This is a genomic window from Kribbella sp. NPDC026596 (genome assembly GCF_040638415.1).
In the GTDB taxonomy this organism is placed as follows: Bacteria; Actinomycetota; Actinomycetes; order Propionibacteriales; family Kribbellaceae; genus Kribbella.
In genome coordinates, this window is the sequence record NZ_JBEZYF010000081.1 from 1 (window position 1) to 21,863 (window position 21,863).

At 66.9% G+C, this 21,863-nt stretch carries 19 protein-coding genes and 1 pseudogene; 14 read left to right on the forward strand and 6 right to left on the reverse strand.

What is annotated here, in order from left to right; translation table 11 throughout:
• A pseudogene (locus AB0E63_RS40070) lies at positions 1-191 on the reverse strand (hypothetical protein); the annotation flags it as partial.
• A gap of 79 nt (positions 192-270) precedes the next feature.
• Here AB0E63_RS40070 and AB0E63_RS40075 point away from each other — a divergent pair.
• Entirely contained in the window at positions 271-1,434 is a 1,164-nt protein-coding gene (locus AB0E63_RS40075) for a serpin family protein (protein WP_360378161.1), read from the forward strand.
• Here the strand turns inward: AB0E63_RS40075 and AB0E63_RS40080 are convergent.
• On the reverse strand, positions 1,431-1,988 hold the full coding sequence (locus tag AB0E63_RS40080; RefSeq protein ID WP_360378164.1) for a TetR family transcriptional regulator: 558 nt from the start codon (positions 1,986-1,988) through the stop codon (positions 1,431-1,433). The two genes, AB0E63_RS40075 and AB0E63_RS40080, sit on opposite strands and share 4 nt — an antisense overlap.
• On the reverse strand, positions 1,978-2,394 hold the full coding sequence (locus AB0E63_RS40085; protein ID WP_360378167.1) for an SRPBCC family protein: 417 nt from the start codon (positions 2,392-2,394) through the stop codon (positions 1,978-1,980). Before AB0E63_RS40085 ends, AB0E63_RS40080 begins: the two co-directional genes overlap by 11 nt.
• Positions 2,395-2,494: 100 nt before the next feature.
• Between AB0E63_RS40085 and AB0E63_RS40090 the strand changes: the two genes are divergently transcribed.
• From AB0E63_RS40090 to AB0E63_RS40130, 9 genes are all read left to right on the forward strand, one after another.
• Entirely contained in the window at positions 2,495-2,689 is a 195-nt protein-coding gene (locus AB0E63_RS40090; protein ID WP_360378169.1) for a hypothetical protein, read from the forward strand.
• Between the two features lie 4 nt (positions 2,690-2,693).
• Positions 2,694-3,371 carry a PhzF family phenazine biosynthesis protein gene (locus AB0E63_RS40095; protein ID WP_360378171.1) on the forward strand — a complete coding sequence of 226 codons (678 nt, stop codon included), beginning with the start codon at positions 2,694-2,696 and terminating at the stop codon, positions 3,369-3,371.
• Between the two features lie 172 nt (positions 3,372-3,543).
• Positions 3,544-7,014: a LamG-like jellyroll fold domain-containing protein gene (locus AB0E63_RS40100; RefSeq protein WP_360378174.1), complete on the forward strand. Its 3,471-nt coding sequence runs from the start codon at positions 3,544-3,546 to the stop codon at positions 7,012-7,014.
• Positions 7,014-13,727, forward strand: coding sequence for an RHS repeat-associated core domain-containing protein (locus AB0E63_RS40105; RefSeq protein WP_360378176.1), 6,714 nt, complete (start codon positions 7,014-7,016; stop codon positions 13,725-13,727). The genes AB0E63_RS40100 and AB0E63_RS40105 overlap by 1 nt, the downstream gene beginning before the upstream one ends.
• A complete protein-coding gene (locus tag AB0E63_RS40110) occupies positions 13,724-14,209 on the forward strand; it encodes a hypothetical protein (protein WP_360378178.1) in 486 nt (161 codons plus the stop codon). Before AB0E63_RS40105 ends, AB0E63_RS40110 begins: the two co-directional genes overlap by 4 nt.
• A 291-nt stretch (positions 14,210-14,500) precedes the next feature.
• Positions 14,501-14,677 carry a hypothetical protein gene (locus AB0E63_RS40115; protein ID WP_360378181.1) on the forward strand — a complete coding sequence of 59 codons (177 nt, stop codon included), beginning with the start codon at positions 14,501-14,503 and terminating at the stop codon, positions 14,675-14,677.
• Positions 14,678-14,908: 231 nt separating this feature from the next.
• The gene (locus tag AB0E63_RS40120; protein WP_360378183.1) at positions 14,909-15,751 is read left to right on the forward strand and encodes a nitrilase-related carbon-nitrogen hydrolase; all 843 of its coding nucleotides are present in this window, start codon (positions 14,909-14,911) and stop codon (positions 15,749-15,751) included.
• 29 nt (positions 15,752-15,780) lie between these two features.
• Positions 15,781-17,187, forward strand: coding sequence for a dihydropyrimidinase (gene hydA, locus AB0E63_RS40125; protein ID WP_360378185.1), 1,407 nt, complete (start codon positions 15,781-15,783; stop codon positions 17,185-17,187).
• Positions 17,188-17,197: 10 nt separating this feature from the next.
• Positions 17,198-18,190 (forward strand): TIGR03842 family LLM class F420-dependent oxidoreductase, encoded by a 993-nt coding sequence (locus tag AB0E63_RS40130; protein WP_360378187.1) that lies wholly within the window; start codon positions 17,198-17,200, stop codon positions 18,188-18,190.
• Here AB0E63_RS40130 and AB0E63_RS40135 read toward each other — a convergent pair.
• Complete coding sequence (locus AB0E63_RS40135) at positions 18,174-18,719, reverse strand: winged helix-turn-helix transcriptional regulator (protein WP_360378189.1); 546 nt, start codon at positions 18,717-18,719, stop codon at positions 18,174-18,176. The two genes, AB0E63_RS40130 and AB0E63_RS40135, sit on opposite strands and share 17 nt — an antisense overlap.
• Positions 18,720-18,748: 29 nt before the next feature.
• Here AB0E63_RS40135 and AB0E63_RS40140 point away from each other — a divergent pair, with 29 nt between their 5' ends.
• From AB0E63_RS40140 to AB0E63_RS40155, 4 genes are all read left to right on the forward strand, one after another.
• The gene (locus AB0E63_RS40140) at positions 18,749-19,150 is read left to right on the forward strand and encodes a VOC family protein (RefSeq protein ID WP_360378191.1); all 402 of its coding nucleotides are present in this window, start codon (positions 18,749-18,751) and stop codon (positions 19,148-19,150) included.
• Complete coding sequence (locus AB0E63_RS40145; RefSeq protein ID WP_360378193.1) at positions 19,147-19,479, forward strand: YciI family protein; 333 nt, start codon at positions 19,147-19,149, stop codon at positions 19,477-19,479. The genes AB0E63_RS40140 and AB0E63_RS40145 overlap by 4 nt, the downstream gene beginning before the upstream one ends.
• Positions 19,480-19,587: 108 nt before the next feature.
• Entirely contained in the window at positions 19,588-19,725 is a 138-nt protein-coding gene (locus AB0E63_RS40150) for a hypothetical protein (RefSeq protein WP_360378196.1), read from the forward strand.
• Positions 19,726-19,727: 2 nt separating this feature from the next.
• Entirely contained in the window at positions 19,728-20,057 is a 330-nt protein-coding gene (locus AB0E63_RS40155; protein WP_360378198.1) for a helix-turn-helix transcriptional regulator, read from the forward strand.
• A 13-nt stretch (positions 20,058-20,070) separates the two neighbouring features.
• Here the strand turns inward: AB0E63_RS40155 and AB0E63_RS40160 are convergent, their stop codons facing one another.
• Positions 20,071-20,481 carry a cytidine deaminase gene (locus AB0E63_RS40160; RefSeq protein WP_360378201.1) on the reverse strand — a complete coding sequence of 137 codons (411 nt, stop codon included), beginning with the start codon at positions 20,479-20,481 and terminating at the stop codon, positions 20,071-20,073.
• Positions 20,481-21,758, reverse strand: coding sequence for a sugar ABC transporter substrate-binding protein (locus AB0E63_RS40165; protein ID WP_360378204.1), 1,278 nt, complete (start codon positions 21,756-21,758; stop codon positions 20,481-20,483). Before AB0E63_RS40165 ends, AB0E63_RS40160 begins: the two co-directional genes overlap by 1 nt.
• Between the last annotated feature and the right edge of the window lie 105 nt (positions 21,759-21,863).

Here is a 21,863-nt window from a genome sequence, read left to right on the forward strand (position 1 = left end):
ACCAGGAACGGCAGCGCCTGCACCGTCACGCCGACGAACATCGTCGCCCAGGTTCGCACCCCGTCGTCGGTGAACAGACCGTTGAAGATCCGCCGTCCGAACAACGCCAGCCCGACCAGCAGAACCAAGGTCGCGGTGAAGACGATCGAGGACCCTTCAGACTCCTTCACGGTGCCGGACGGCGTCGTCATGGGCGGCATCCTGACACAAAGTACTTGCAAATGAAAATCAGCGTCATCCCGGTCGGGAGCTGTGTGGCAGGGTGGAGGTATGGATGCCGACGTGGTGCGCGCAGTCAACGACCTCACCACCCGCTGGGCCCGCGAACTCCCGGCGGGGAACACCGTGGTGTCCGGGCTCGGCCTGTGGCCGTTGCTCGCGATCCTGGCGACCGCCGCCGACGAACCGGGCCGCGCCGAGCTGGCTGCCGCTGCCGGTCTTCCGGCCGACCAGGGATCCCGGCAGGCGCACGCATTGATCCAGGCGATCGAGGGGTCGGCCGATCTGCACGCGGCGCTGGGTGTGTGGGTGAGCGAGCACCTCAAGCTCTCCGAGTCCTTCGACAGCATCATGCCGGCGCCGCTGGTGGGCATGCTCACCGGGCAGGCCGCCGTCGACAAGCCGAAGCTCGACGCGTGGGCGGCGCGGCACACGAACGACCTGATCCGTGAGATGCCGCTCGAGATCACGCCGGACGTCATGCTCGTGCTCGCCTCCGCGCTGTCGTTGCGCACCACGTGGGTCCGCCCGTTCACCGAGCAGATCAGGCGCGTGGGCGATGGTCCGTGGGCCGGTTCGTGGCATTGGCTGGACCGCGTCGACGATGATCTGAAGGCCGTACGGCGTTATGACGATCTGACCGTGATCACAGTGCGCGGTGACGCGGATGTCGACGTATTGCTTGGAGTGGGTTCCGGCGGGCAGGCCGACGTACTCGCGGGGTTGCTCGACGCCGCGGCCCGACCGGGCGACGGCGTATCCGGAAGCCAGTTGATCGACCAGGGGGAGCCTGGCGCGGAGGTCGCTCCCGGGGTGAAGATCGGCCAGACTACGGCGCCGCGGCCGGATCTGAAGCTGACGTTGCCGTCGTTCAACGTCGAGGCGGAGCACGATCTACTGGCGTTGCGTGAGCTCTTCGGGCTGAGCGCGGTCACCACGGATCCGGGCGAGCGCGGTCACTTCAGCGCGATCAGTCCGACCCCGCTCGCCGTCGGGCAGGCCAAGCAGAAGGTGCTCGCACGGTTCTTCGCGACCGGGTTCGAGGCCGCGGCCGTCACGTCGATGGCGCTGATGCGCGCGTCGATGCCGACCCGCCAGGCCCGCCGGCTCGACGTTGCACTGGACCGGCCGTTCGCGTTCGCCGCCGTACTGCGGGAGTCCCGCCTGCCGATCGTGGCCGGCTGGGTCGCGACTCCTACCGAGCCGGGCGCCTAGGACGCCGGTTCGGCCGGGAGACTGAACAGCCGGTTGAGCAGCGCGGACGCCTCGTCGACGCCCGCCTGGTCGCCGGTCAGCAGCAAGTCGAACAACAACCCACGGGACGCGGCCAGACCGAGCCGTGCGTACGCCGGTGCTTCCTCCGGCGGGATGCCCGCGCGGATGCACAACTCGATCACCGGTGGCAGCCACACGTTGATCAGATCTGCCTTCAGAGCCTCGGTGTGCGGCAGATCCTGCATGGCGTGTGCGCTGAGCTCGAAGAACAACGGCCCGTAGATCAGCGTCGCCTCGGTGACACGTCGCCAGAACAGTTCGTTCTGCTCGGCCAGGGGTAGGTCGGTCGCCATCACCTCGGCCAGCAGATCGCGCTGCTGTTGTTCGACGGTGCGCACCACCTCGGCGAGCAATCCCTCGCGGGAGCCGAAGTGGTAGATCAGCATCCGGTGGCTGGTGCCGATCGAGGTCGCGATACTACGCAGGCTGGCGTCTCCGATGCCGTTCTTCGCGAAGTGCTCGACGGCCTCGGACAGCAGAGACTCACGACTCACTGATTTGCTTCAGCTTTGCCGTCTCGGTCGCGATGTACCGCTTGGTTAGACCGGCGTACAGCTTGCCGAACAGCCAGCCGAGCGGACCCTCCTGGATGATCGTCGCGGTCGCCACCGTGCCTTCCGGCGTACTGACGACGCGGTGACCGCCGGTGGTCTTGATGCCGGGACCTTTGGAGACCCACTCGAAGTACTCGCCCTCCTTGAGTTCCGTCACCTCCCAGATCGCGACCGGCAGCTTCGGCTGGCGGATCCGGGTCTTGGCGCCGATGTGGATGCGGCCCGCGTCGAGCCGCTCGACGGATTCGACGGTCGGGGTCCACTCGGGCCACCGCTCGACGTCGCTGAACACCTGCCACACCCGCTCGGGGGAGGCCTGAATCGTGCTGGAATGATCGAAGCGCATGTACCAAATGGTACATCAGGCCAAGAGAAAGGTCAGCACTGTGTCAGGCTTCGACGGGCGTCCGTCGCGCTCGTTCTGGTGCCAGGTAGGGTCTGTGGCCATGGCTGAGCAGAACGTCCCGCAAAACCTGGAGAACGAGCAGGACCCGGGCGCGAACACCCAGATGTTCCGCGCCTTCGTCAACGAGGGCCAGACCGAGGCCACCACCGATCCCAAGCTGAACGGCCGCGTCCTGGCCGTCGTCGGTGCCGCGGTGGTCCTGATCGCGGTTATCGCCGCGATCGCCGTCTTCTGACGGGTTGTCCACCCTCCACGTCGAGGTCGTCAGGGTCTTCACCGACCCCGACGGCCGGTTCGGCAACCCCCTCGGCATCGTCGAAGGCCACCTCGTCCCACCCGCCGACCGCCGGCGCGTCGCCGCCGAACTCGGCTACAGCGAGACCGTGTACGTCGACGATCCGGCGACCGGCACTCTCCGCATCTACACAGCCACGGGCGAGATGTCCTTCGCCGGCCACCCCACCGTCGGCGCCGCCTGGTGGCTCCACCACCACGGCCACCCGGTCGACACCCTCCACGTCCCCGCGGGCCGCATCCCCGTCACCCGCACCGGCGACCTGATCTCCGTCCGAGCCGACACCACCTGGGGCAGCACCTGGGACTGGCATCAGCTGCCCACCCCCGACGACGTGCTGTCCGCCGACCCCACGACGTACTCAGCCGGCCACACCTTCCTCTGGTCCTGGATCGACGAGCCCACCGCCACCATCCGAGCCCGAGCCTTCGCCCCCGCCATGGGTGTCCCCGAAGACGAAGCCACCGGCTCCGCCGTCACCCAACTAACCGCCCAACTCTCCCGGGACCTCCTCGTCATCCAAGGCGCCGGCTCCCACCTCCACACCACCTGGCACCCCCCGACCCATGCCACCGTGGGCGGCCGAGTGCACCCAGCAGAACCCCGCACCTTCAGCGTCTGACAGCACTTCTGCGGCCAAAAAACCAGGGGTCCGGACGAGGTTTGTCACTTGTTGCAATTTCGTTGACGCGTCGGGTAACGGCCGGTCACTCTTAGTCCGCCCTCAGCATCGCTGGGTGGCGCACCTCGGGGGTGCTCGCAGTTCGGCTGTTGTCACTTTCAGGGGTGGGGTTATGTCGTCCAACGGGTGGTTTCTGCGCGCGCTCGTGCGCCAGGTCGGAGTTATCTCGGTCATCGCCGCGGGGCTGGTCGCGGTTCCCGCGGCCGCCAAGCCGGTGAGTCCACCGGCATCCGCCAAGACGGTTGCCGAGGCGACTCGGCTGGCGGCTCAGTACGGCACCTCGGTCGAGGTCGAGGAGAAGACGACGGAGTACTCGCGGACCGTCGCGACGCCGCACGGGACGCTCAGCGCCGAGGTGTCGAACCAGCCGGTGCGGGTGAAGAAGGACTCGGGCTGGGTGCTGATCGACACCACGCTGGCCACCCGGCCAGACGGCATGATCGCGCCGAAGGCGTCGACGAGTGACGTCGCCTTCTCGGGCGGCGGCGACGGCGTGCTGGCGCGGTACACCGACAGCGACGGCGTCTTCGAAATGAAGTCGCCCTGGCCGCTGGCGAAACCGGTGATCGCCGGCTCCATCGCCACGTACGCCGATGTACTTCCCGGCGTGGACCTGGCGGTCGACGCCACCAAGGAAGGGTTCAGCTACAACCTCGTGGTCAAGTCACGCGCGGCGGCGGCGAATCCGGCCCTGCGGACGCTGACGTTCCCGGTGACGACGCGGAACCTCGAACTGCGGACCACGCAGGCCGGGCGTCCGGCGTACGTCGACCGCGAGGGGCGGCAGGTGCTGACTGTCGGCGAGGCACTGATGTGGGACTCGGCCGGCGCGAGCAGCAGGTCGAAGTCGAACGCCGCCGCAGCGGTCGACGAAGGTCCGTCCGGTCAGGCGAAGCGAGCCCTGATGCAGTTCGGCGGTGACGCGAAGGGGCTGACCGTCACGCCGGATCAGCGGATGCTCAAGGACGCAGCCACCGTCTTCCCGGTCGTCCTCGATCCGACCATCACGGGCACCGCGCCCAAGACCGGCTGGACCGCCGCCTGGGAGCTGTATCCGACCACGTCGTTCTGGAAGACCACGCACAGCCTCGGGGTCGGCTACGAGGGATTCGAGCAGAACAAGATCGTCCGGTCGTTCTTCCAGTTCGACACCAGGGCGTTCACCAGCAAGAAGATCATCTCCGCATCGCTGCGGACCTACGAGATCCACTCCGCGAGTTGCTCGGACCGGCAGGTGACCTTGTCGCGGACCGGCCCGATCTCGTCGGCCACGACGTGGAACAAGCAACCGGCGTGGCAGGCCGACGTCGCGACCTACGTCGGTGCGAACGGCTACAACTCGTCCTGTCCGGCGGCCTTCGTCGAGTTCGGCGTGACGAGTTCGATCCAGTACACCTCTACCGCGAACGGCAGCGTGGCCACGTTCCGCCTCCGGGCGGCCAACGAGGCGGATGAGATCGCCTGGAAGCAGTTCGACAGCACGGGCATCCTGACCATCGAGTACGTCGCCTACCCGTTGCCGGCGTACGAGCTCGGCGCCGCGACCGCGACGGACCTGCCCAGCCCGTGCGCGCCGTCCAGCAACCCGACCGTCGTGGCGTCACTGCGGCCGCAGGTCTCCGCCAAGGGCCGGGTCGGCGCGGGCGACCCGAGCGCACGCATCGTTGTCCAGTTCCAGATCATCAGCCAGTCCCAGCAGATCTGGGAGTTCCAGGGCGCGACCGTGTCTCCCGGCGTACTGGTCAAACTCACCGCTCCCGCCAACCTGGCCAACGGGTCGCTCTACACCTACCGGGCCCGGACCCTCTATGCCATCCCCGGTGGGACGCTGGCGTCGGCCTGGTCGGGCACGTGCTACTTCAAGGTGGACACGACACCTCCACCCGCTCCGACCATCACCGCCAGCTACAACGGCACGCCGTTGTCGGATTGCCTGACCAGCTCCACGCCTGACGTGTGCCCGGAGTCGGTGCCGTTCGGCGCCAAGGTCACCTACACGATCTCGTCGACCAGTACCGACGTCGTTGCCCTCAGCTACGGCTTCAACGGCAAGATGACCAAGGTCAACGGCCGCTCGGTCACCGTCTCGCTGCTCACACCAGGGCAGACCCTGATGACGCTCGGAGCGGTCAGCCATGACGCGGCCGCGCACACCAGTACGACGAAGTACTTCCGGATCAACGTGGGTCCGGGTCTGCCCCCGTCCGGCGCCTGGAACTTGGACGAAGCACCGGGTACGACGACGGCGGCCGACTCCTCGGGCAAGAACCACCCACTGACCGTCACGGGCGCCGAGTTCGACGACGCCGGCCGGGTCGGCGGCTCGCTGACCTTCGACGGTGACAACGCCAATGGCAACCGGGCGACCGTGTCCGGTGCCGCGAGCGTCATCGACACCTCGCAGAACTTCTCCATCTCGGCCTGGGTTCGCCCGACCGCCGTGAAGGACGCCGGGGTCGTGGCCATCACCGGAACTCAGGCGAACGGCGGTCTCCTGCGGTACTCCGCCTCGGTGAACCGCTGGGCCTTCATCCAGAACGTCAGCGACTCGAGTACCGCGGCCCAGGCCCGGGTGGATTCGCTGGCCCCGCCGGTCCTCAACGTCTGGACGCATCTGCTGGGTGTCTTCAACGCCACGGACAAGACGATCTCCCTGTATGTGAACGGCCGTCTGCAAGCGACCGCGAGCTTCACCTACACGCCATGGAAGGCAACCGGCACGGTCGAGGTGGGCTCGTACCGGGTCGGGACGGGCATCGGCGTACTGGCCGGCGCGGTCGACGACGTGAAGATCTACCCGCGGGTCCTGTCCGCCACCGAGGCGAACGAGGTGGCCGACCCGCGAACCGGTCCGTCCGGAAATGACGAGCCGGTCGCCTCGTTGGCCACGAGGTACCCGTTCGACAGCATCGCACCGCGGCCCAACGGCCTGTGGGTGACCGACGACACTGTGTACGGCCAGGGCCTGACGGTCAGCGGTTTCGCCGGTTCGCCGGATCAGTCGTCGGCAATCGTCGAAGACCCCGAACGGGGCAACGTCCTGGCGGCCACCGGATCGACTTCGGAGCTCCTCGCTGTCAACCGGGCGCTGGTCGACTCGACGGCATCCTTCACCGTGACTATGTGGGTCAAGGTCCAGGATCCGACCAAGCCGCAGGTGTTCGTGCGGCAGCTCGGAGCCAAGAAGGACTCCTGGCGGATCGAATACCGGCCGAGCGTGGACGACAACGCCCTGTGGGTCTTCAGCAGAGCCCCGAGCGACACGGATTCCGCTGTGTACGTCGATGCCACCCAGTCGACCAACCAGACCACCGCAGGCGAGTGGACGGCGTTGGCAGCGGAGTACAGCGCTGCCACCGACGAGATGACGTTGCTCGTCACCGATCGGTCCGGCGACGGAGGTACCGAGTCGTTCACGACCCCCATCCAGGGCAGCGCGGCGATCGTCGCGCGGCCGGACGAGACCGATACGACGTACGCGCCCTTCAACGGCTACCTGGATGACCTGCGGGTCTACACGGGCGTTGTACCGCAACGCCAGCTGTGCATCGAATTCAGCGGCGACCCGACGGAGTGCTCCTGATGAATCGACGTCTGCGCACACTACGGACCCGGGCACTTCCGGTCCTGCTCGCGCTGTCGCTGACCGCGGCCGTGGCGATCGTCGGGCCTACCGGCTCGGCCGAGGCCGATAGCCCGAATCGGCCGAAGCCGGTCAAGACCAAGAGCGTCAAGGTCGAGAACGTTCCGCCGATCGCGCCGCCGGTCGAGTCCGCGGACCTGAAGAAGGCGGTCGCCGAGACCGCCGAGTTCGCGAGCCGGCCGGTGAACTGGCCGGCTCCGGGCCACCGGAGCGTCGTTGTCGATGCGGCGTCCGGATCCAGCGGGCTCGTTGCCGCTCGCTCGGCGCAGCGGGGCGGCAGCGCAACGGTCGACCTCGAGTTCCTCGACCAGGCGGCGAGCGCGCGAGCCGGTGTCAGCGGCGTACTGGTCAAGGCGAAGGCTGCGGCGCGATCCGATGTCCAGCTGACGTTCGACTACTCCGGCTACGCGAATGCTTTTGGCGGTGACTGGGGGTCGCGCCTGGAGATCGTTGCCCTGCCGGCTTGCATCCTCACGACGCCCGAAATCCCGGCGTGCTCGACCAGCACGCCGTTGCCCACGGACAACGACTCCGCGAAGAACACGGTCACCGCGACTACGGCTGTCAGCGCACAGCAGTCGGTCTTCGCGATCACCGCCGGCTCGGACTCGAGTACGGGCGACTACGCGGCCACGGGACTGTCCGCGGCGTCGAGTTGGTCGGGTGGCGGGGCGAGTGGGGACTTCACCTGGTCCTACCCGCTCCGGATGCCGCCCGCGGCCGCGGGACCGGCGCCGACCTTGTCATTCCAGTACTCCGCCCAGTCGGTGGACGGTCGCACTTCGGCCACGAACAACCAGGTCTCCTGGGTCGGTGAAGGCTTTGACCTGACGGAATCCTTCATCGAGCGCAAGTACACGAGCTGTGACGAGGACGGCAACGTCGGCAAGTACGACCAGTGCTGGAAGTACGACAACGCCACGCTGACGCTGAACGGCAGGTCCAACGAGCTGATCCGGGCCTCTGGGGACACGATCGGCGCGAGCACCTGGAAGCTCAAGAACGACGACGGGTCGCGGGTCGAGAAGCTCATCGGCACCGATGACAACGGTGATGCGCGCAAGGAGTACTGGCGCGTCACGACCACCGACGGGACGCAGTACTACTTCGGCAAGCACAAGCTGAAGGCCGGTCTCACCGCCGTGACCAACTCGGTGTTCACCGCTCCGGTGTTCGGTGACGATGCAGCCGAGCCGTGCCACCAGTCGACGTTCGCCGCGTCCAGCTGCAACCTGGCCTGGCGCTGGAATCTCGACTACGTGGTCGACCTGCATGGCAACGCGATGTCGTACTGGTACACCAAGGAGACCAACAACTACGCGAAGAACGGCGTCGCCTCGCCCGGCACTCCGTACGTCCGCGCCGGTTATCTCAACCGGATCGATTACGGGCTGCGCGACGCCTCACTCACCGACACCACGAAGGCCCCGCAGCAGGTCGTCTTCACCACGGCCGAGCGCTGCCTGGCGAACTGCTCGGTGCTGAACGCAACGACCAAGGCCAACTGGCCGGATGTTCCGTTCGACCAGGTCTGCGATCCGGCGACGGCCTGCACCAACAAGGTGTCGCCGACCTTCTTCACCCGCAAACGCCTGTACCAGATCCAGACGCAGGTGCTGAACGGTACGACGTACCAGCCGGTCGACTTCTGGCAGACCAACCTGACCTTCCCGTCGACCGGCGACGGCAGTGACGGCAAGCCAATGTGGCTCAACGGCATCTCGCACAGCGGCAAGGTCGGTACGGCGCTCAGCGTGCCCGACGTGACCTTCAAGCCGGTCGGCCTGGCGAACCGCGTCGACTCCGGGTCCGACGGCCTGAACGGCCTGATCCGCTTCCGGATCGGCGAGATCAACACCGAGACCGGCGCCAAGATCATGGTCAACTACGCCGGTAAGGAGTGCATGTCCGGGGAGCGGCCGGACAAGGACAGCAATACCAAGCGTTGTTATCCGGTGAAGTGGAAGCCACCGCGTGAGGTCGAGCGCGAGGACTGGTTCCACAAGTACGTTCTGGACAACGTGGTGACGTCGGACCAGACCGGCAACGGCGCGACGATGGTCACGCAGTACGTCTACTCCGGCGGTGGAGCCTGGCGCTACCAGGAATCGCCGATGCTGAAGGACGACGACAAAACCTGGTCGGACTGGCGCGGGTACAGCCTGGTCACGACCTACACCGGCGACTCGAGCGACACCACCTCGCCGCGCAGCAGGTCGGTCACGAAGTACTTCCGCGGCATGAACGGCGACAAGCTCGAAGGAACGACCGCCGTCAAGAACGTCGACGTCACCGACACGACGGGCGCGGTCCGGGCCGATACGAACGCTCTGTCGGGCAACCCGCGTGAACAGGTCACTTACCAGAACGCCACCTCGAACACCGAGGTCTCCGGCGTCATCACCGACTACATCGTCACCCAGAAGGCGTCGTACGCCGTCCCCGGCGGCACCCTCACCTCCACCTTCGTCGGCGCCTCCGCCACCCAGAGCCGCGTCGCCCGCGACGGCGGCCGTCCGGACCTGATCAGCTCGTCCAGCACCCAGTACGACCCGGACAACACGCTCCCGACCACCGTCACCGACGACGGTGACGCCACCAAGACCGATGAAACCTGCACGATCACGAACTACCTCAAGAACACCGCAACCTGGCTGATCGCACTGCCGATCCGCAACGTCACCTCGATCGGCGCCTGCGATGCCGAGTCGTCCAACCCGCCGGAGAACCGCGTCCTCACCGACGTCCGGACGTTCTACGACGGGAAGGCGTACGGCGTCGCGACGCTGGGCGACGCGACGTCGGTCCAGCGCCTGCACCATTACACCGGCGGTCTGCCGGTTTACCAGACCACTGGGACCAAGGGGTACGACGCGCTCGGCCGCGTCACCTCATCCGGCGACGCCCTCGGGCGAGTCACCACCAGCACGTACACACCGGCGACCACCGGCCCGCTGACGCAGCTGCTGGTCAAGCAGCCGACGGTCAACAACTTCAGCGGTACGCCGGTCAACTTCACCACGACGACGACGTACAAGCCCGAGTGGGGCGTGCCGGCGAAGACGACCGACGTGAACGGCAAAGTCACCGAGCTGGCGTACGACGCCCTCGGCCGGCTGACCGGAGTCTGGCTGCCGAGCCAAGCGCCGGCGTCGACGGAACTCGCCAACACCAAGTACACCTACACGATCTCGAACACGGCGCCGTCGACGATCCGCACGGATCAGCTGAACATCGAGGCCGACGGATACAACACGTCGTACCAGCTGTTCGACTCGCTGCTACGAAATCGCCAGAGCCAGTCCCCAGGGGCCGACGGCGGCCGGGTGATCAGCGAGACACGCTACGACTCGCGTGGTCTGGCGATCTACTCGAACACCGACATCTGGAACTCCTCGGCCCCCGCGGCCGCGCTGGTCGCCGTACCGAATGCCTCGGTGCCGAACCAGACGTTCAACGAGTACGACGGCGCCGGCCGGGTCGTGAAGTCGACCTTCATGAGCATGCTGCAGCCGAAGTGGTCGACCACGACGGTCTATGGCGGCGACATCACCACAGTGCTGCCGCCGGCCGGGAGCCCGGCCACCGCGACAGTCTCCGACGTCCACGGTCAGGTCGTCGAGCGGCGCGAGTTCCAGGGCAACACCGCGACCGGGACGCCGGACGTCACGAAGTACACCTACGACCTCGCCGGCCGGACAACCCGGATGGACGGTGCCGGCGCGGCCTGGACGTACAAGTACGACCTGCGCGGCCGCAAGATCGAGGGTACGGACCCCGACTCGGGCACGACCACCTCGACGTACGACGAGGGCGACCGCCTGGTCTCGACCACGGACTCGACGAACAACACCCTGGTCACGACGTACGACGCTCTGGACCGCAAGACCGGGCTGTACAAGACGAGTGTCGCGCCCGAGAACCTGCTGGCCGACTGGAGGTACGACAAGACCGGCCTGCTCGGGCAGGTGGCCGAGTCCGCGAGTTACACAGCCGGCAAAGCAGGACCGGCGTACCGGACGATGATCAACAGCCGGAACGTGCTCTACAAGCCGACCCAGGTCACGCGGGTCATTCCGTCGGTCGAGGGTATCGAGATCGACGGCAGCTATTGGACCAACTACGACTACAAGCCCGACGAGAAGACGCTGACGATGACGTCTCTCTCGGCCGGTGGGGGACTTGGCGCGGAGGACGTGCACTACGAGTATAACGCCCTTGGTCTGCCGCTCAAGATGCACAGCGACCGCACCTATGTGAACGGGACCGAGTACAACCCGTTCGGTGACGTCACGAAGCTGATGCTCGGCTCGGCCGCCGACATGGAGATCAACAACATCTACGAGGACGGCACTCGTCGTCTCGCCCGGACCACCGCGGGTAAGGCTCAGACCTTCGCCGACCACATGTACACGTACGACCCGACCGGCAACGTGCTGAAGGACGACAACCTGGTCGACGGTGGCGACGCGCAGTGCTTCGAGTACGACGGTCAGCGCCGCCTCACCGAGGCGTGGACGCCGGCCAACGCCGACTGCACCCAGGCCCCGAGCGCGATCGGCCTTGGCGGAGTAGCGCCGTACTGGCAGTCGTGGACGTACACCCCGATCGGTCTGCGGCAGACGCAGGTCGACCACTCGACCGCCGGAAACGTCACCAGCACCTTCAACTACAACACCGACCAGCCGCACACCCTGGCCAGCGTCACGCAGACCGGTGCTCCGACCAAGACCTACGACTACGACGCCCGCGGCAACACCACGGTTCGCCCCGGCCAGACCCTGAACTGGAATCCCCAAGGCAGGCTGGAAAAGCTCTCCGGGCAAGCTGGAGACACCAACTACGTGTACGACGCCGAGGGTGCCCTCCTGGTCCGCCGTGGACCTACGCAGACCACCCTCTTCCTCGGCGAGCTCGAACTCACCTTGGACAAGGCGACCCGCAAGGTCGCCGGCAAGCGCCAGTACGACTTCGCTGGTCAGGTCATCGGCGTCCGCTCCGCGAACGGCACCGCGACCTCGGACATGTCCTGGCTGGTCCCCGACTACCACGGCACCTCCACGGTCGCCGTGGACGCCGACACGTTGGTCGCCACCAAGCGCTATGCCAAACCCTTCGGCGACCCGCGAGGTGCTTCACCGACGGCCTGGCCCGACAACCACGGCTTCCTGGGTAAACCCGAAGACAAGGACACCGGTCTCACCACCCTGGGCGCCCGCGAGTACGACCCCACTATCGGCCGGTTCCTCAGCGTCGATCCCATGCTGGACGCCAACGACCCCCAGCAGATGCTCGGCTACACCTACGCCAACGACAACCCAGTCTCCGGCTCCGACCCCACCGGCCTGATGAACTCGGACGACGGCGACGGGGGCGGCGGCGGCTATACCGACGACGACGTCGACAAGCTGTACCCGGTCGCCGGCGCCGTCAACGACAACCCGAACCCCCACCGCGGCGACGACGGCGGCGGCACCAACAACGACGACGGCGGCGCCCACAAGAAAAAGGGCGGCGGCATCGGCGGCTGGATCAAGAAGCGCGTCAACGACGTCGAAGACAAGGTCGACGAAGCCCACGAATGGGCCAAAGACCACGCCTCCGAAATCGGCGAGGCAGTCGCAATCGGCGTGGCCGTGGTCGGCACAGCAGCATTCTGCGGCGCCACCGCAGGCATCGGCTGTCTGATCGTGGCGGGTGCGGTGATGGGCGCGGCGGGAGCCAGCCTTGGGTACGGCGCCAGCGTCGCTCTCGACGACAACGAGTCCTTCAGTACCGCCAACTTCGCCAAGGAAGTCGTCGCCGGTGCGGTCTCAGGTGCTGTCGGTGGAGCGGCGACACCCGTGGTCGGTGCAGCCGGCAAGGCGCTTGTTGGAAAGGCGATACCCGCGGCGGGTTCCGGTATCGGCAAGGTCATTGGCAAGACCGCTGCCCGATCGTGTTCGTTCAGCGGTACGACATCTGTTCTGATGGCCGATGGCGAACACAAACCGATCGAGGACGTCCAGGTGGGGGACAAGGTCGTCGCCACTGACCCCGAGACCGGTGAGCAGGCCGCCGAGGCCGTTGAGCACGTGTTCGTCCACGACGACACCGTCATCGACCTGGCCGTCGACGGTGAGGTCATCACGACGACCGAGGACCATCCGTTCTGGTCCGTCACCGACCAGCGCTTCGAACGCGCCGACGAGCTCGGCCCAGGTGAACACGTCCTCGATGCCGACAACCGTCCGGTCAGGGTCTCGGGACTCACAGCGGGAACCGAACGACGGGCTCTGGCCTACAACTTGAGCGTCGAAGGCATTCACACCTACCACGTCGGCGACAGCTCGCTGCTGGTTCACAATGCCTGCAAGGTGCCGAACCCGTGGGGTCGGCGCGGCAGTCCGGCGCACGTCGATCGCATCGCGGAGGCGGAAGACCGGCTGGCGGCGCGTGGGTGGCAGGTGTCGTCGGGTGGCAGCATGCCGGAGCAAAAGTACGGCTCCAGGTTCCCCGACCTGGTCATGAAGCGCGGAGATAGCACGATCGCGGTCCAGGTCGGCCGGGCGACTCGTGGCGGACTGCCGATCGCCCGTGAACGACGCGCCATCAACGATCTTCGGAACAGCGGCGATTTCGACCACGTCTTCTTCTTAAAATACGTTCCATGACCGAGCTCCTGAATCCAGCTCAGTGGCGACGAGCCGGAAGGGGCCGGAGACGCGAGTTTCCGGCCCTGGAGGCCGAGCAGGTCGCCGCTCTGCTGGGTGAGCTTCCCCCGGAGTTCGCCCCGTACCGCCTGATCATGCACGATCTCGTCCCGGGTCCGGGCCGCCATGTATCGGTTGCCCGCCCGATCGATCCGGCACAGATCGCGAGCTTCATCGGCGACGGCCACTGGCTCTATTTCATCGTCAGCGAACGACTGTCGCCCGAGCTTGTCGCAAACCTACCGGACGTCGACTCGGCGACGCTGTCGATCAACGGAGCCATCAATCTGCAGATCGGGGCCCGGAACCGCCGAGGTCCGGAGCCACCAAGCCTCGGAATCGTCACCCAGGTCGCCACCCGATCCGGCGACTCCCGCACCCACGACGACTACGACAAGATCTACGACGCCGCCGTACGAACAATCCGCAAACTCGGCAGCTAGTCCCGTCTCTGATCGACGCGGCGGTCAGTATGTCCGGAGGAGTTGGGTGCCCAAATGGATGACAGCCGTGAGAACTCCTATCTGAAACTTCCGGCCGGAACGCCCCTGACGATCCCTGGGTCCTGACAGCTGACGCCTTGCTGGCAGCGCGGAGCTACGAATGAGTCCTCTCCAGGCTTCGTTAGGCACAGGGTCGGAGATCGGGCCCCCGATTAGGTGGTCTGCCGAGCCATTGGCGAGCGCACGATGCAGATGCTTGACGAAGTAGGAGTGTTGGTGGAGGCGCCGGCAGTGAGCAGTGTCCTACTGACGTACGGCGCGCTGGATACGGCTGAGCTCCAGCGGCACACACAGGCCGACGTACTGACGCAGTTGGATGCCGACTTCCGGATGGTTGAGGGAGAGCGGCTTCTGATCGCCGAGACCGGATTCCCGGTGGTGGAACTGGCGTGGAGTGTGCTGGGGTGAGGGACGGGGAAAGCGATGCTGGAGGGGCTTGATGTCGCGAGCGGTGACGTGGCGCTGCGGAGGGTGCTGAGGCTGGCCCACGAGGCTGAGGTCGAAGAGGGACTACGGGAGATGGCTGCTTGGTGTGCGGAAGATACCAGTTAGGTTACTGGTCTGATATCTGGAGACAGTCGTTGACTGGGGGTGGCCGGGGGATGGAGCATGGGTGCTCGGCTACTTGGGGAGGTTCTCGTGGCGGAGGTTGTCAGGGCTGGGTTGGTGCAGACGTCGTGGACTGGTGACAAGGAGTCCATGATCAAGGCGCATGAGGAGTATGCGCGGCAGGCGGCTGCGGCCGGGGTGCGGGTGATCTGTTTCCAGGAGCTGTTCTACGGGCCCTACTTCTGCCAGCTGCAGGATCCGAAGTTCTACGAGTACGCCGAAGCCGTGCCGGGGCCGACGGTGGAGCGGTTCGCCGCGCTGGCCAAGGAGCTCGGGATGGTGATGGTGCTCCCGGTGTACGAGCAGGAGCAGCCGGGGGTGCTGTACAACACGGCCGCCGTCATCGATGCCGACGGCAAGTATCTGGGCAAGTACCGGAAGAACCACATCCCGCAGGTGAAGGGGTTCTGGGAGAAGTTCTACTTCCGCCCGGGGAATCTCGGCTATCCGATCTTCGACACCGCGGTCGGCCGGATCGGCGTGTACATCTGCTACGACCGGCACTTCCCCGAGGGCTGGCGCGCGCTCGGCCTGGCGGGCGCGAAGATCGTGTTCAACCCGTCCGCGACCAGCCGCGGGCTCTCGGCGTACCTCTGGAAGCTGGAGCAGCCGGCGAGTGCGGTGGCCAACGAGTACTTCATCGGCGCGATCAACCGGGTCGGCATCGAGTCCGACTTCGGTGACAACGATTTCTACGGTACGTCGTACTTCGTCGACCCGGAGGGGAAGTTCGTCGGCGACGTCGGCCACGACCACGATCCGGAACTGATCGTCCGCGACCTGGACCTCGGCCTGCTGGACACGGTCCGCGACCGCTGGCAGTTCTACCGCGACCGCCGGCCGGATGCGTACGGGGATCTGACCAAGCCGTAAACATAACCGCTCAAAGGGGAGTGGCCTGGATGTCTTTGCTGGTCAAGGGTGGAACTGTCGTAGGACCAACCGGTACGCGGGTCGCGGATGTGCTGGTCGAGGGCGAGAAGATCGTCGCCGTGCTCGACCCGTCGTACACGCCCGCGGTCACCGCCGACGAGGTGATCGATGCCGCCGGCAAGTATGTGATCCCGGGCGGGATCGACGCGCACACGCACATGGAGCTGCCGTTCGGCGGGACCGCGGCCAGTGACACCTTCGACACCGGGACCCGCGCGGCGGCCTGGGGTGGTACGACGACCATCATCGACTTCGCCGTCCAGCGAACGGGGGAAGTGGTACAGGACGGGCTCGCCGCGTGGCACGCCAAGGCCGATGGCAACTGTCACATCGACTACGCGTTCCACATGATCCTCGGCGGGGTCGACACCGACGCGCTGAAGGCGATGGACCAGCTGGTCGCCGACGAGGGCATCACCAGTTTCAAGCTGTTCATGGCCTATCCGGGGGTCTTCTACTCCGATGACGGCCAGATCCTGCGGGCGATGCAGACCGCGCGGGAGAACGGCGCGATGATCATGATGCACGCGGAGAACGGCATCGCGATCGACGTACTCGTCCAGCAGGCGCTGGCCCGTGGCGAGACCGACCCGATCTACCACGGCATCACCCGGCCCGCGGCGCTCGAGACCGAGGCGACCAGCCGGGCGATCGCGCTGGCCGAGGTCGCGCAGGACTGCCCGCTCTACATCGTCCACCTGTCCGCGAGCGGAGCGCTGGAAGCCGTCGCGCACGCCCGCGACGCCGGGCGGAACGTGTTCGCGGAGACCTGCCCGCAGTACCTCTACCTGACGCTGGAGGACCAGCTGGGCGCGCCCGGTTTCGAAGGCGCGAAGTGGGTCTGCTCGACCCCGCTGCGGAGCAAGCACGAGTCACACGCCAGGGACCTGTGGAAGGGCCTGCGGAGCAACGACCTGGCGATCGTCTCGACCGACCACTGCCCGTTCTGTATGAAGGACCAGAAGGAGCTCGGCATCGGCGACTTCTCCAAGATCCCGAACGGTATCGGCGGCGTCGAGCACCGCGTCGACCTGATCTTCCAAGGTGTGGTCGACGGGAAGCTCTCGCTGGAGCGCTGGGTCGAGACGATCTCGACCACGCCGGCCCGGATGTTCGGGCTGTATCCGCAGAAGGGGATCGTCCAGCCCGGCTCGGACGCCGACCTGGTCGTCTACGACCCGGACGGTACGACGCGGATCGGTGTCGAGACGCATCACATGAACATGGACTACTCGGCGTACGAAGGGGTCGAGATCCAGGGCCGGGTGGGCACCGTGATCTCGCGCGGCGAGGTGATTGTGGCTGACGGCAACTACCATGGCCGCAAGGGCCGGGGGAAGTTCCTGAAGCGCGGTCTGTCGTCGTATTTGATGTAAGGGGGAGACTGTGGACTTCGGTGTGGTGTTCCAGTGCGATCCGCCCGCGTCCACGGTCGTGGACCTGGCGCGGAAGGCCGAGGAGGCCGGATTCGACTACGTGTGGACGTTCGACTCGCACCTGCTCTGGCAGGAGCCGTTCGTCATCTACAGCCAGATCCTGGCCACGACCCAGCGGGTGATCGTCGGCCCGATGGTGACGAACCCGGGCACCCGGGACTGGACCGTGATCGCGTCCCAGTTCGCCACGCTGAACGAGATGTTCGGCAATCGGACGATCTGCGGGATCGGTCGCGGCGACTCCGCGCTGCGGACGCTCGGCTCAAAGCCCGGCACGATCGACGAGCTGAAGCAGTGCGTCGACGTGGTCCGGTCGCTGGCGCGCGGCGAGACAGTCGAGTACCGCGGTCAGCAGCTCAAGTTCGCCTGGGTCGAGAACGGCGCGCTGGACGTCTGGGTCGCGGCGTACGGCCCGAAGGCGCTGGCCGCGACCGGCCAGGTCGGCGACGGGTACATCCTGCAACTCGCCGACCCAGACATCGCCCAGTGGATGATCGGGGCGGTACGACGTTCCGCCGAGGAGGCCGGCCGTGATCCGGCGGCGATCAAGTTCTGCGTCGCGGCACCGGCGTACGTCGGGGACGACCTGGTTCATCAGCGTGAGCAGACCCGGTGGTTCGGCGGGATGGTCGGCAACCACGTGGCCGATATCGTCGCGAGGTACGGCACGTCCGGGGCGGTCCCGAAGGCACTGACCGACTACATCGAGGGCCGCAAGGGCTACGACTACGCCGAGCACGGGCGGGCCGGCAACACGCACACCGACTTCGTGCCGGACGAGGTCGTCGACCGGTTCTGCATCCTCGGCCCGGTCGAGAATCACCTGGCCCGCTTGGAGGAACTGAAGGCACTCGGCGTCGACCAGTTCGCCGTCTACCTCCAGCACGACGCCAAGGAAGAGACGCTGGCCGCCTACGGCAAGGACATCATTCCGGCGTTCTGAGCTGGAGTCGCTCGGCCGCGCGCGCCAACCGCAGTCCGGGCGGCGTCGCGCCGTACGACGTCGTGGGCGGATAGCCCGTGGTCACGGTCCGGACGATCAGCCCGGAGGACTCGAGGTCCTTCAACGCCAGCGTCAGCGCGCGGTTCGACGTACCGGGCAGGGCGTTGCGCAGCTCGGAGAAGCGACGCTCGCCGTCCACGAGCAGCGCGAGGATCGGCAAGGACCACTTCTTCAGGCCGACATCGCCGGCATCGAGCTCCTGCAGCAGGTCCGTCAGCGCGGCGGCAGGCTCGGCGAGCCGGGCGCCGGTTTCGGTCAGCAGGTACTCCGGTCGCAGCGGGTGGCCGTGCCCCGGGTTGCGCCGGATGAGGCCGGCCTCGATCAGGAAGGCGAGCGTCCGGCTGAGGGACTCGCGGCTGACGCCGAGGGTGTGCGTCAGGTTCACGAAGCGGCCGCCGAAGCCGCGGTGCAGTTGGGCGAGCACCGGGACGGCCCAGCGGAGGTGGACCAGGGTCACCAGCGTTGACACGAAAGTAAGCTTAGTATAAAAACAGGACTATGAGTAGCATCGAGTACGACGGGCGCGCGACGTGCGCGCTCGAGGTCGCCGATCTGGAGCAGTCGCTCCGGTGGTACGAGCAGGCGCTCGGATTTGAGGTCGTGCACCGGCTGGAGTCCTGGGGCTGGGCCGAGTTGAGTACGCCGTTACCCGGGATCTCGGTCGGGATCGGCCAGGTCGAGAAGCCGAACACCGAGGGCGGGGTGGTCGTCACCTTCGGGGTCCAGGACATCGACAAGGCCCGCGCACATCTGGAGTCGCTCGGGACGCGTTTCGACGGGGAGACGCGGCAGATCGCGGACGAGGTGCGCCTGGCCACGTTCTACGACCCGGACGGCAACACGTTCATGCTCGCCCAGCGGCTGGTCGAAGTGGGCCGGCCGACGGCCAGGGAGTCGTGAGCACGCCACCGCGGCCGGGGATGGAGAGCCTTGCGCTCGTCCTGCTCCGGCGGCCGGCCCATCCACCGGCGCTGCCCGACGACGAGCAGGACCGGGTCCAGCAGGCCCATCTCGACTTCCTCGACGCGCTCCGGAAGGAGGGCGTGATGGGTGCGGCCGGTCCGTTCCGCGACCACGACGACGAGAAACTCCGTGGCTTGTGTGTCTATCGGACCGGCCTCGAGGAGGCCCGCCGGCACGCGGCCGACGATCCGGCCGTGCAGGCGGGCATCCTCGAGGCCGAGGTAATCACCTGGTGGTTCCGCGCCGGCGAGATCCGGCTGCGGTGACCGCCGCACCGATCATTTAGATCGCCGATACTCAGCTCATCGATATGACAAATAGGTTATACTCTGACCGATGAGCTGGGAGATCAAACTCCATCGAGAGGTCGAGGCGTGGTACCGGCGCGGGAAGCCATCATTCTGGTGGCAGGCGACAAGTCGGGTCGGTGGGAGAGTTGGTACCGGACCGCCGTTCCGCTGGCGGATGAGCGGTTCGCGGAACACCTGATCGCGCTGAAGGAGGAGGGGTGAGGATGAGCGACAACGCCAACTGGAAAGACGTCAAGGCCAAGGCGCGCGCCGCCGATCCGCGCACTGCCGCCGAGCGTGCCGCGGGTAAGGAGGTAGCCCGCGAGCGCAGGGAGTCCTACGTTCGCGGACATCAGCTTGCCGAGATGCGCAAGGCCGCGGGGATTACCCAGGCAGGTCTTGCGGAGTTGCTGCATGTCTCGCAGGCCCGCATCTCGAAGATCGAGAACGGCGAGATCTCCGGCATCGAGGTCATTCGTGCGTACGTCGCCGCCCTCGGCGGCACTGTGGACCTCGTCGCAACGCTCGGCGACAGGACGTGGAAAGTCGCCTGACACCGCTGCGGGGCTAGGGGTTCGGGGTCCAGCGGTAGGCGCCGGGGAGTAGGTCGGTGGCCAGTACTGAGCCGACGCCGTCCGCCGTGGGGAGGATGACGCGGATGCCTGGGTGGTAGTCGACCAGCACCTGGCGGTCCCGGCCGCAGGGGCCGACGACGCCGCGGCCTTCGTTGCCGACGGCCACGATCGTGGTGAGCTCGCGGGCGCCTTCCGCGCGGGCGCGGCCTAGGGCGACGAGCTCGGCGCAGGGGCCGCCGGTGAAGTGGTAGAGGTTGATCCCGGCGTACATCCGCCCGTCCACGCCGCGAACCGCGGCGCCCATCGTGTGGACGCCGTCCGGTCCGTCGGTATTCGCGTCGACCGTACGGCGGGCGAGCTCGATCAGCTCACGGTCGTCGTCGGTCAGGGGTTGAATGTCCATCAGCCGGCGATCCGCTTCAGCTCGGCGTCGACGACCGACTTGACCTTCTTGATCTCGGTGGCCGGGTCGGCGCCGCTACGGATGATCCGGTTGAGTGCGTCGGAGTACGCCGTACCGGACTTGGGCGACCACAGGATCGGGGTCTGGGCGTGCCCGTTCTCGTTGACGAAGTTCGCGGCGTCGGCGGCCGGGCCGGACTTGAGCTTGTCCGCCTTCGCGAGCAGGCTCTTACGGGCCGGGATGTGGAAGCCGTACGACTGCGCGAAGTCGAGCTGGTCGTCGGTCTGGTCGACCCACAGCCACTTGACGAACTTCTTCGCCGCGTCGATGTTCTTGGATTTCGCGTTCACGCACGAGCCGTAGGCGCCGACCGGGACGCTCGGCTTGCCGGTGGTCGCGTTCAGCTTCGGCCAGGGGAGTACGCCGAAGTCGTCGGGGAACGCCTTCTGGACGGCCGGCAGAGTCCACAGGCCGGTGAACTGCATCGCGGTCAGGCCCTGCGTGAACGCGGACGGGTCGGACCAGTCGGTCGGTGCCCCGAGCAACAGAACCTTCGAGGTCCAGAACTCGCGCAGCTTGCGCAGCGACTCCACCGCGGCAGGGTCGTCGAAGCCGAACTGGTTGTCCTCGGTCAGGTAGTCCAGCCCGGCCGACCACAGCGCCGGTCCGCCGAGGACGCCGACGCCGCCGTCGTTGCCGACGAAGAGGCCTTTGGTCTTGTCGGTGGTCAGCTTCTTCGCGGCGTCGAGTAGTTCGTCGACGGTCTGCGGCGGCTGCACGCCGGCCGCGCTGAGCAGGCTCTTGCGGTAGACGAGCAGCTGCATGTCGGTGACCTGCGGGATGCCGTAAAGCTTGTCCTGGTAGGTCATCCGGTCGATCAGCGACGGGGCGAAGTCAGCCTTGGCGTCACCGAGCAAGTCGGTCAGGTCGACGACCTGGTTGCCCTTGATCATGTCGATGGTCGGCCCGTTGCCGTACTCGAACACGTCCGGCCCTTGGTCGGTCAGCAACGCGGTCGAGGTCTTCTTGTCGTAGTCACCCGGCGACCACTGCACCGTCACGGTCGCGTCCGGGTAGGCCTTCGCGTACCGCTCGACCGCCTGCTGCGTCCCAGCCTCGCCGTACTGGTGGTACCACTGCGACAACGCCGGATTGGATCCACTCGACCCGCCCGACTCCGGCCGCCCGCTGTTCGACCCACACCCAGCCACCGCCATCGCCGCCAGCCCGGCCCCGAACCCCAGCACCCGCCGCCGACTGATCCCAGCACCCGCCATCCCACAACCTCCATCCGCGCAGTCCCACAGCCCGCGCACCCCCCGACCCTACGACTCCGAGGGTCGTCGGATCGGGTAATCTCAAGGCATGTGCCGCTCCTGTGA

What these genes read in the sequence shown, in the direction of transcription:
- AB0E63_RS40075 (WP_360378161.1), top strand. Translation starts at nt 271, where the DNA reads ATGGATGCCGACGTGGTGCGCGCAGTCAACGACCTCACCACCCGCTGG.
- AB0E63_RS40085 (WP_360378167.1), bottom strand. Translation starts at nt 2,394, where the DNA reads ATGCGCTTCGATCATTCCAGCACGATTCAGGCCTCCCCCGAGCGGGTG.
- AB0E63_RS40090 (WP_360378169.1), top strand. Translation starts at nt 2,495, where the DNA reads ATGGCTGAGCAGAACGTCCCGCAAAACCTGGAGAACGAGCAGGACCCG.
- AB0E63_RS40100 (WP_360378174.1), top strand. Translation starts at nt 3,544, where the DNA reads ATGTCGTCCAACGGGTGGTTTCTGCGCGCGCTCGTGCGCCAGGTCGGA.
- AB0E63_RS40105 (WP_360378176.1), top strand. Translation starts at nt 7,014, where the DNA reads ATGAATCGACGTCTGCGCACACTACGGACCCGGGCACTTCCGGTCCTG.
- AB0E63_RS40110 (WP_360378178.1), top strand. Translation starts at nt 13,724, where the DNA reads ATGACCGAGCTCCTGAATCCAGCTCAGTGGCGACGAGCCGGAAGGGGC.
- hydA (WP_360378185.1), top strand. Translation starts at nt 15,781, where the DNA reads ATGTCTTTGCTGGTCAAGGGTGGAACTGTCGTAGGACCAACCGGTACG.
- AB0E63_RS40140 (WP_360378191.1), top strand. Translation starts at nt 18,749, where the DNA reads ATGAGTAGCATCGAGTACGACGGGCGCGCGACGTGCGCGCTCGAGGTC.
- AB0E63_RS40155 (WP_360378198.1), top strand. Translation starts at nt 19,728, where the DNA reads ATGAGCGACAACGCCAACTGGAAAGACGTCAAGGCCAAGGCGCGCGCC.
- AB0E63_RS40160 (WP_360378201.1), bottom strand. Translation starts at nt 20,481, where the DNA reads ATGGACATTCAACCCCTGACCGACGACGACCGTGAGCTGATCGAGCTC.
- AB0E63_RS40165 (WP_360378204.1), bottom strand. Translation starts at nt 21,758, where the DNA reads ATGGCGGGTGCTGGGATCAGTCGGCGGCGGGTGCTGGGGTTCGGGGCC.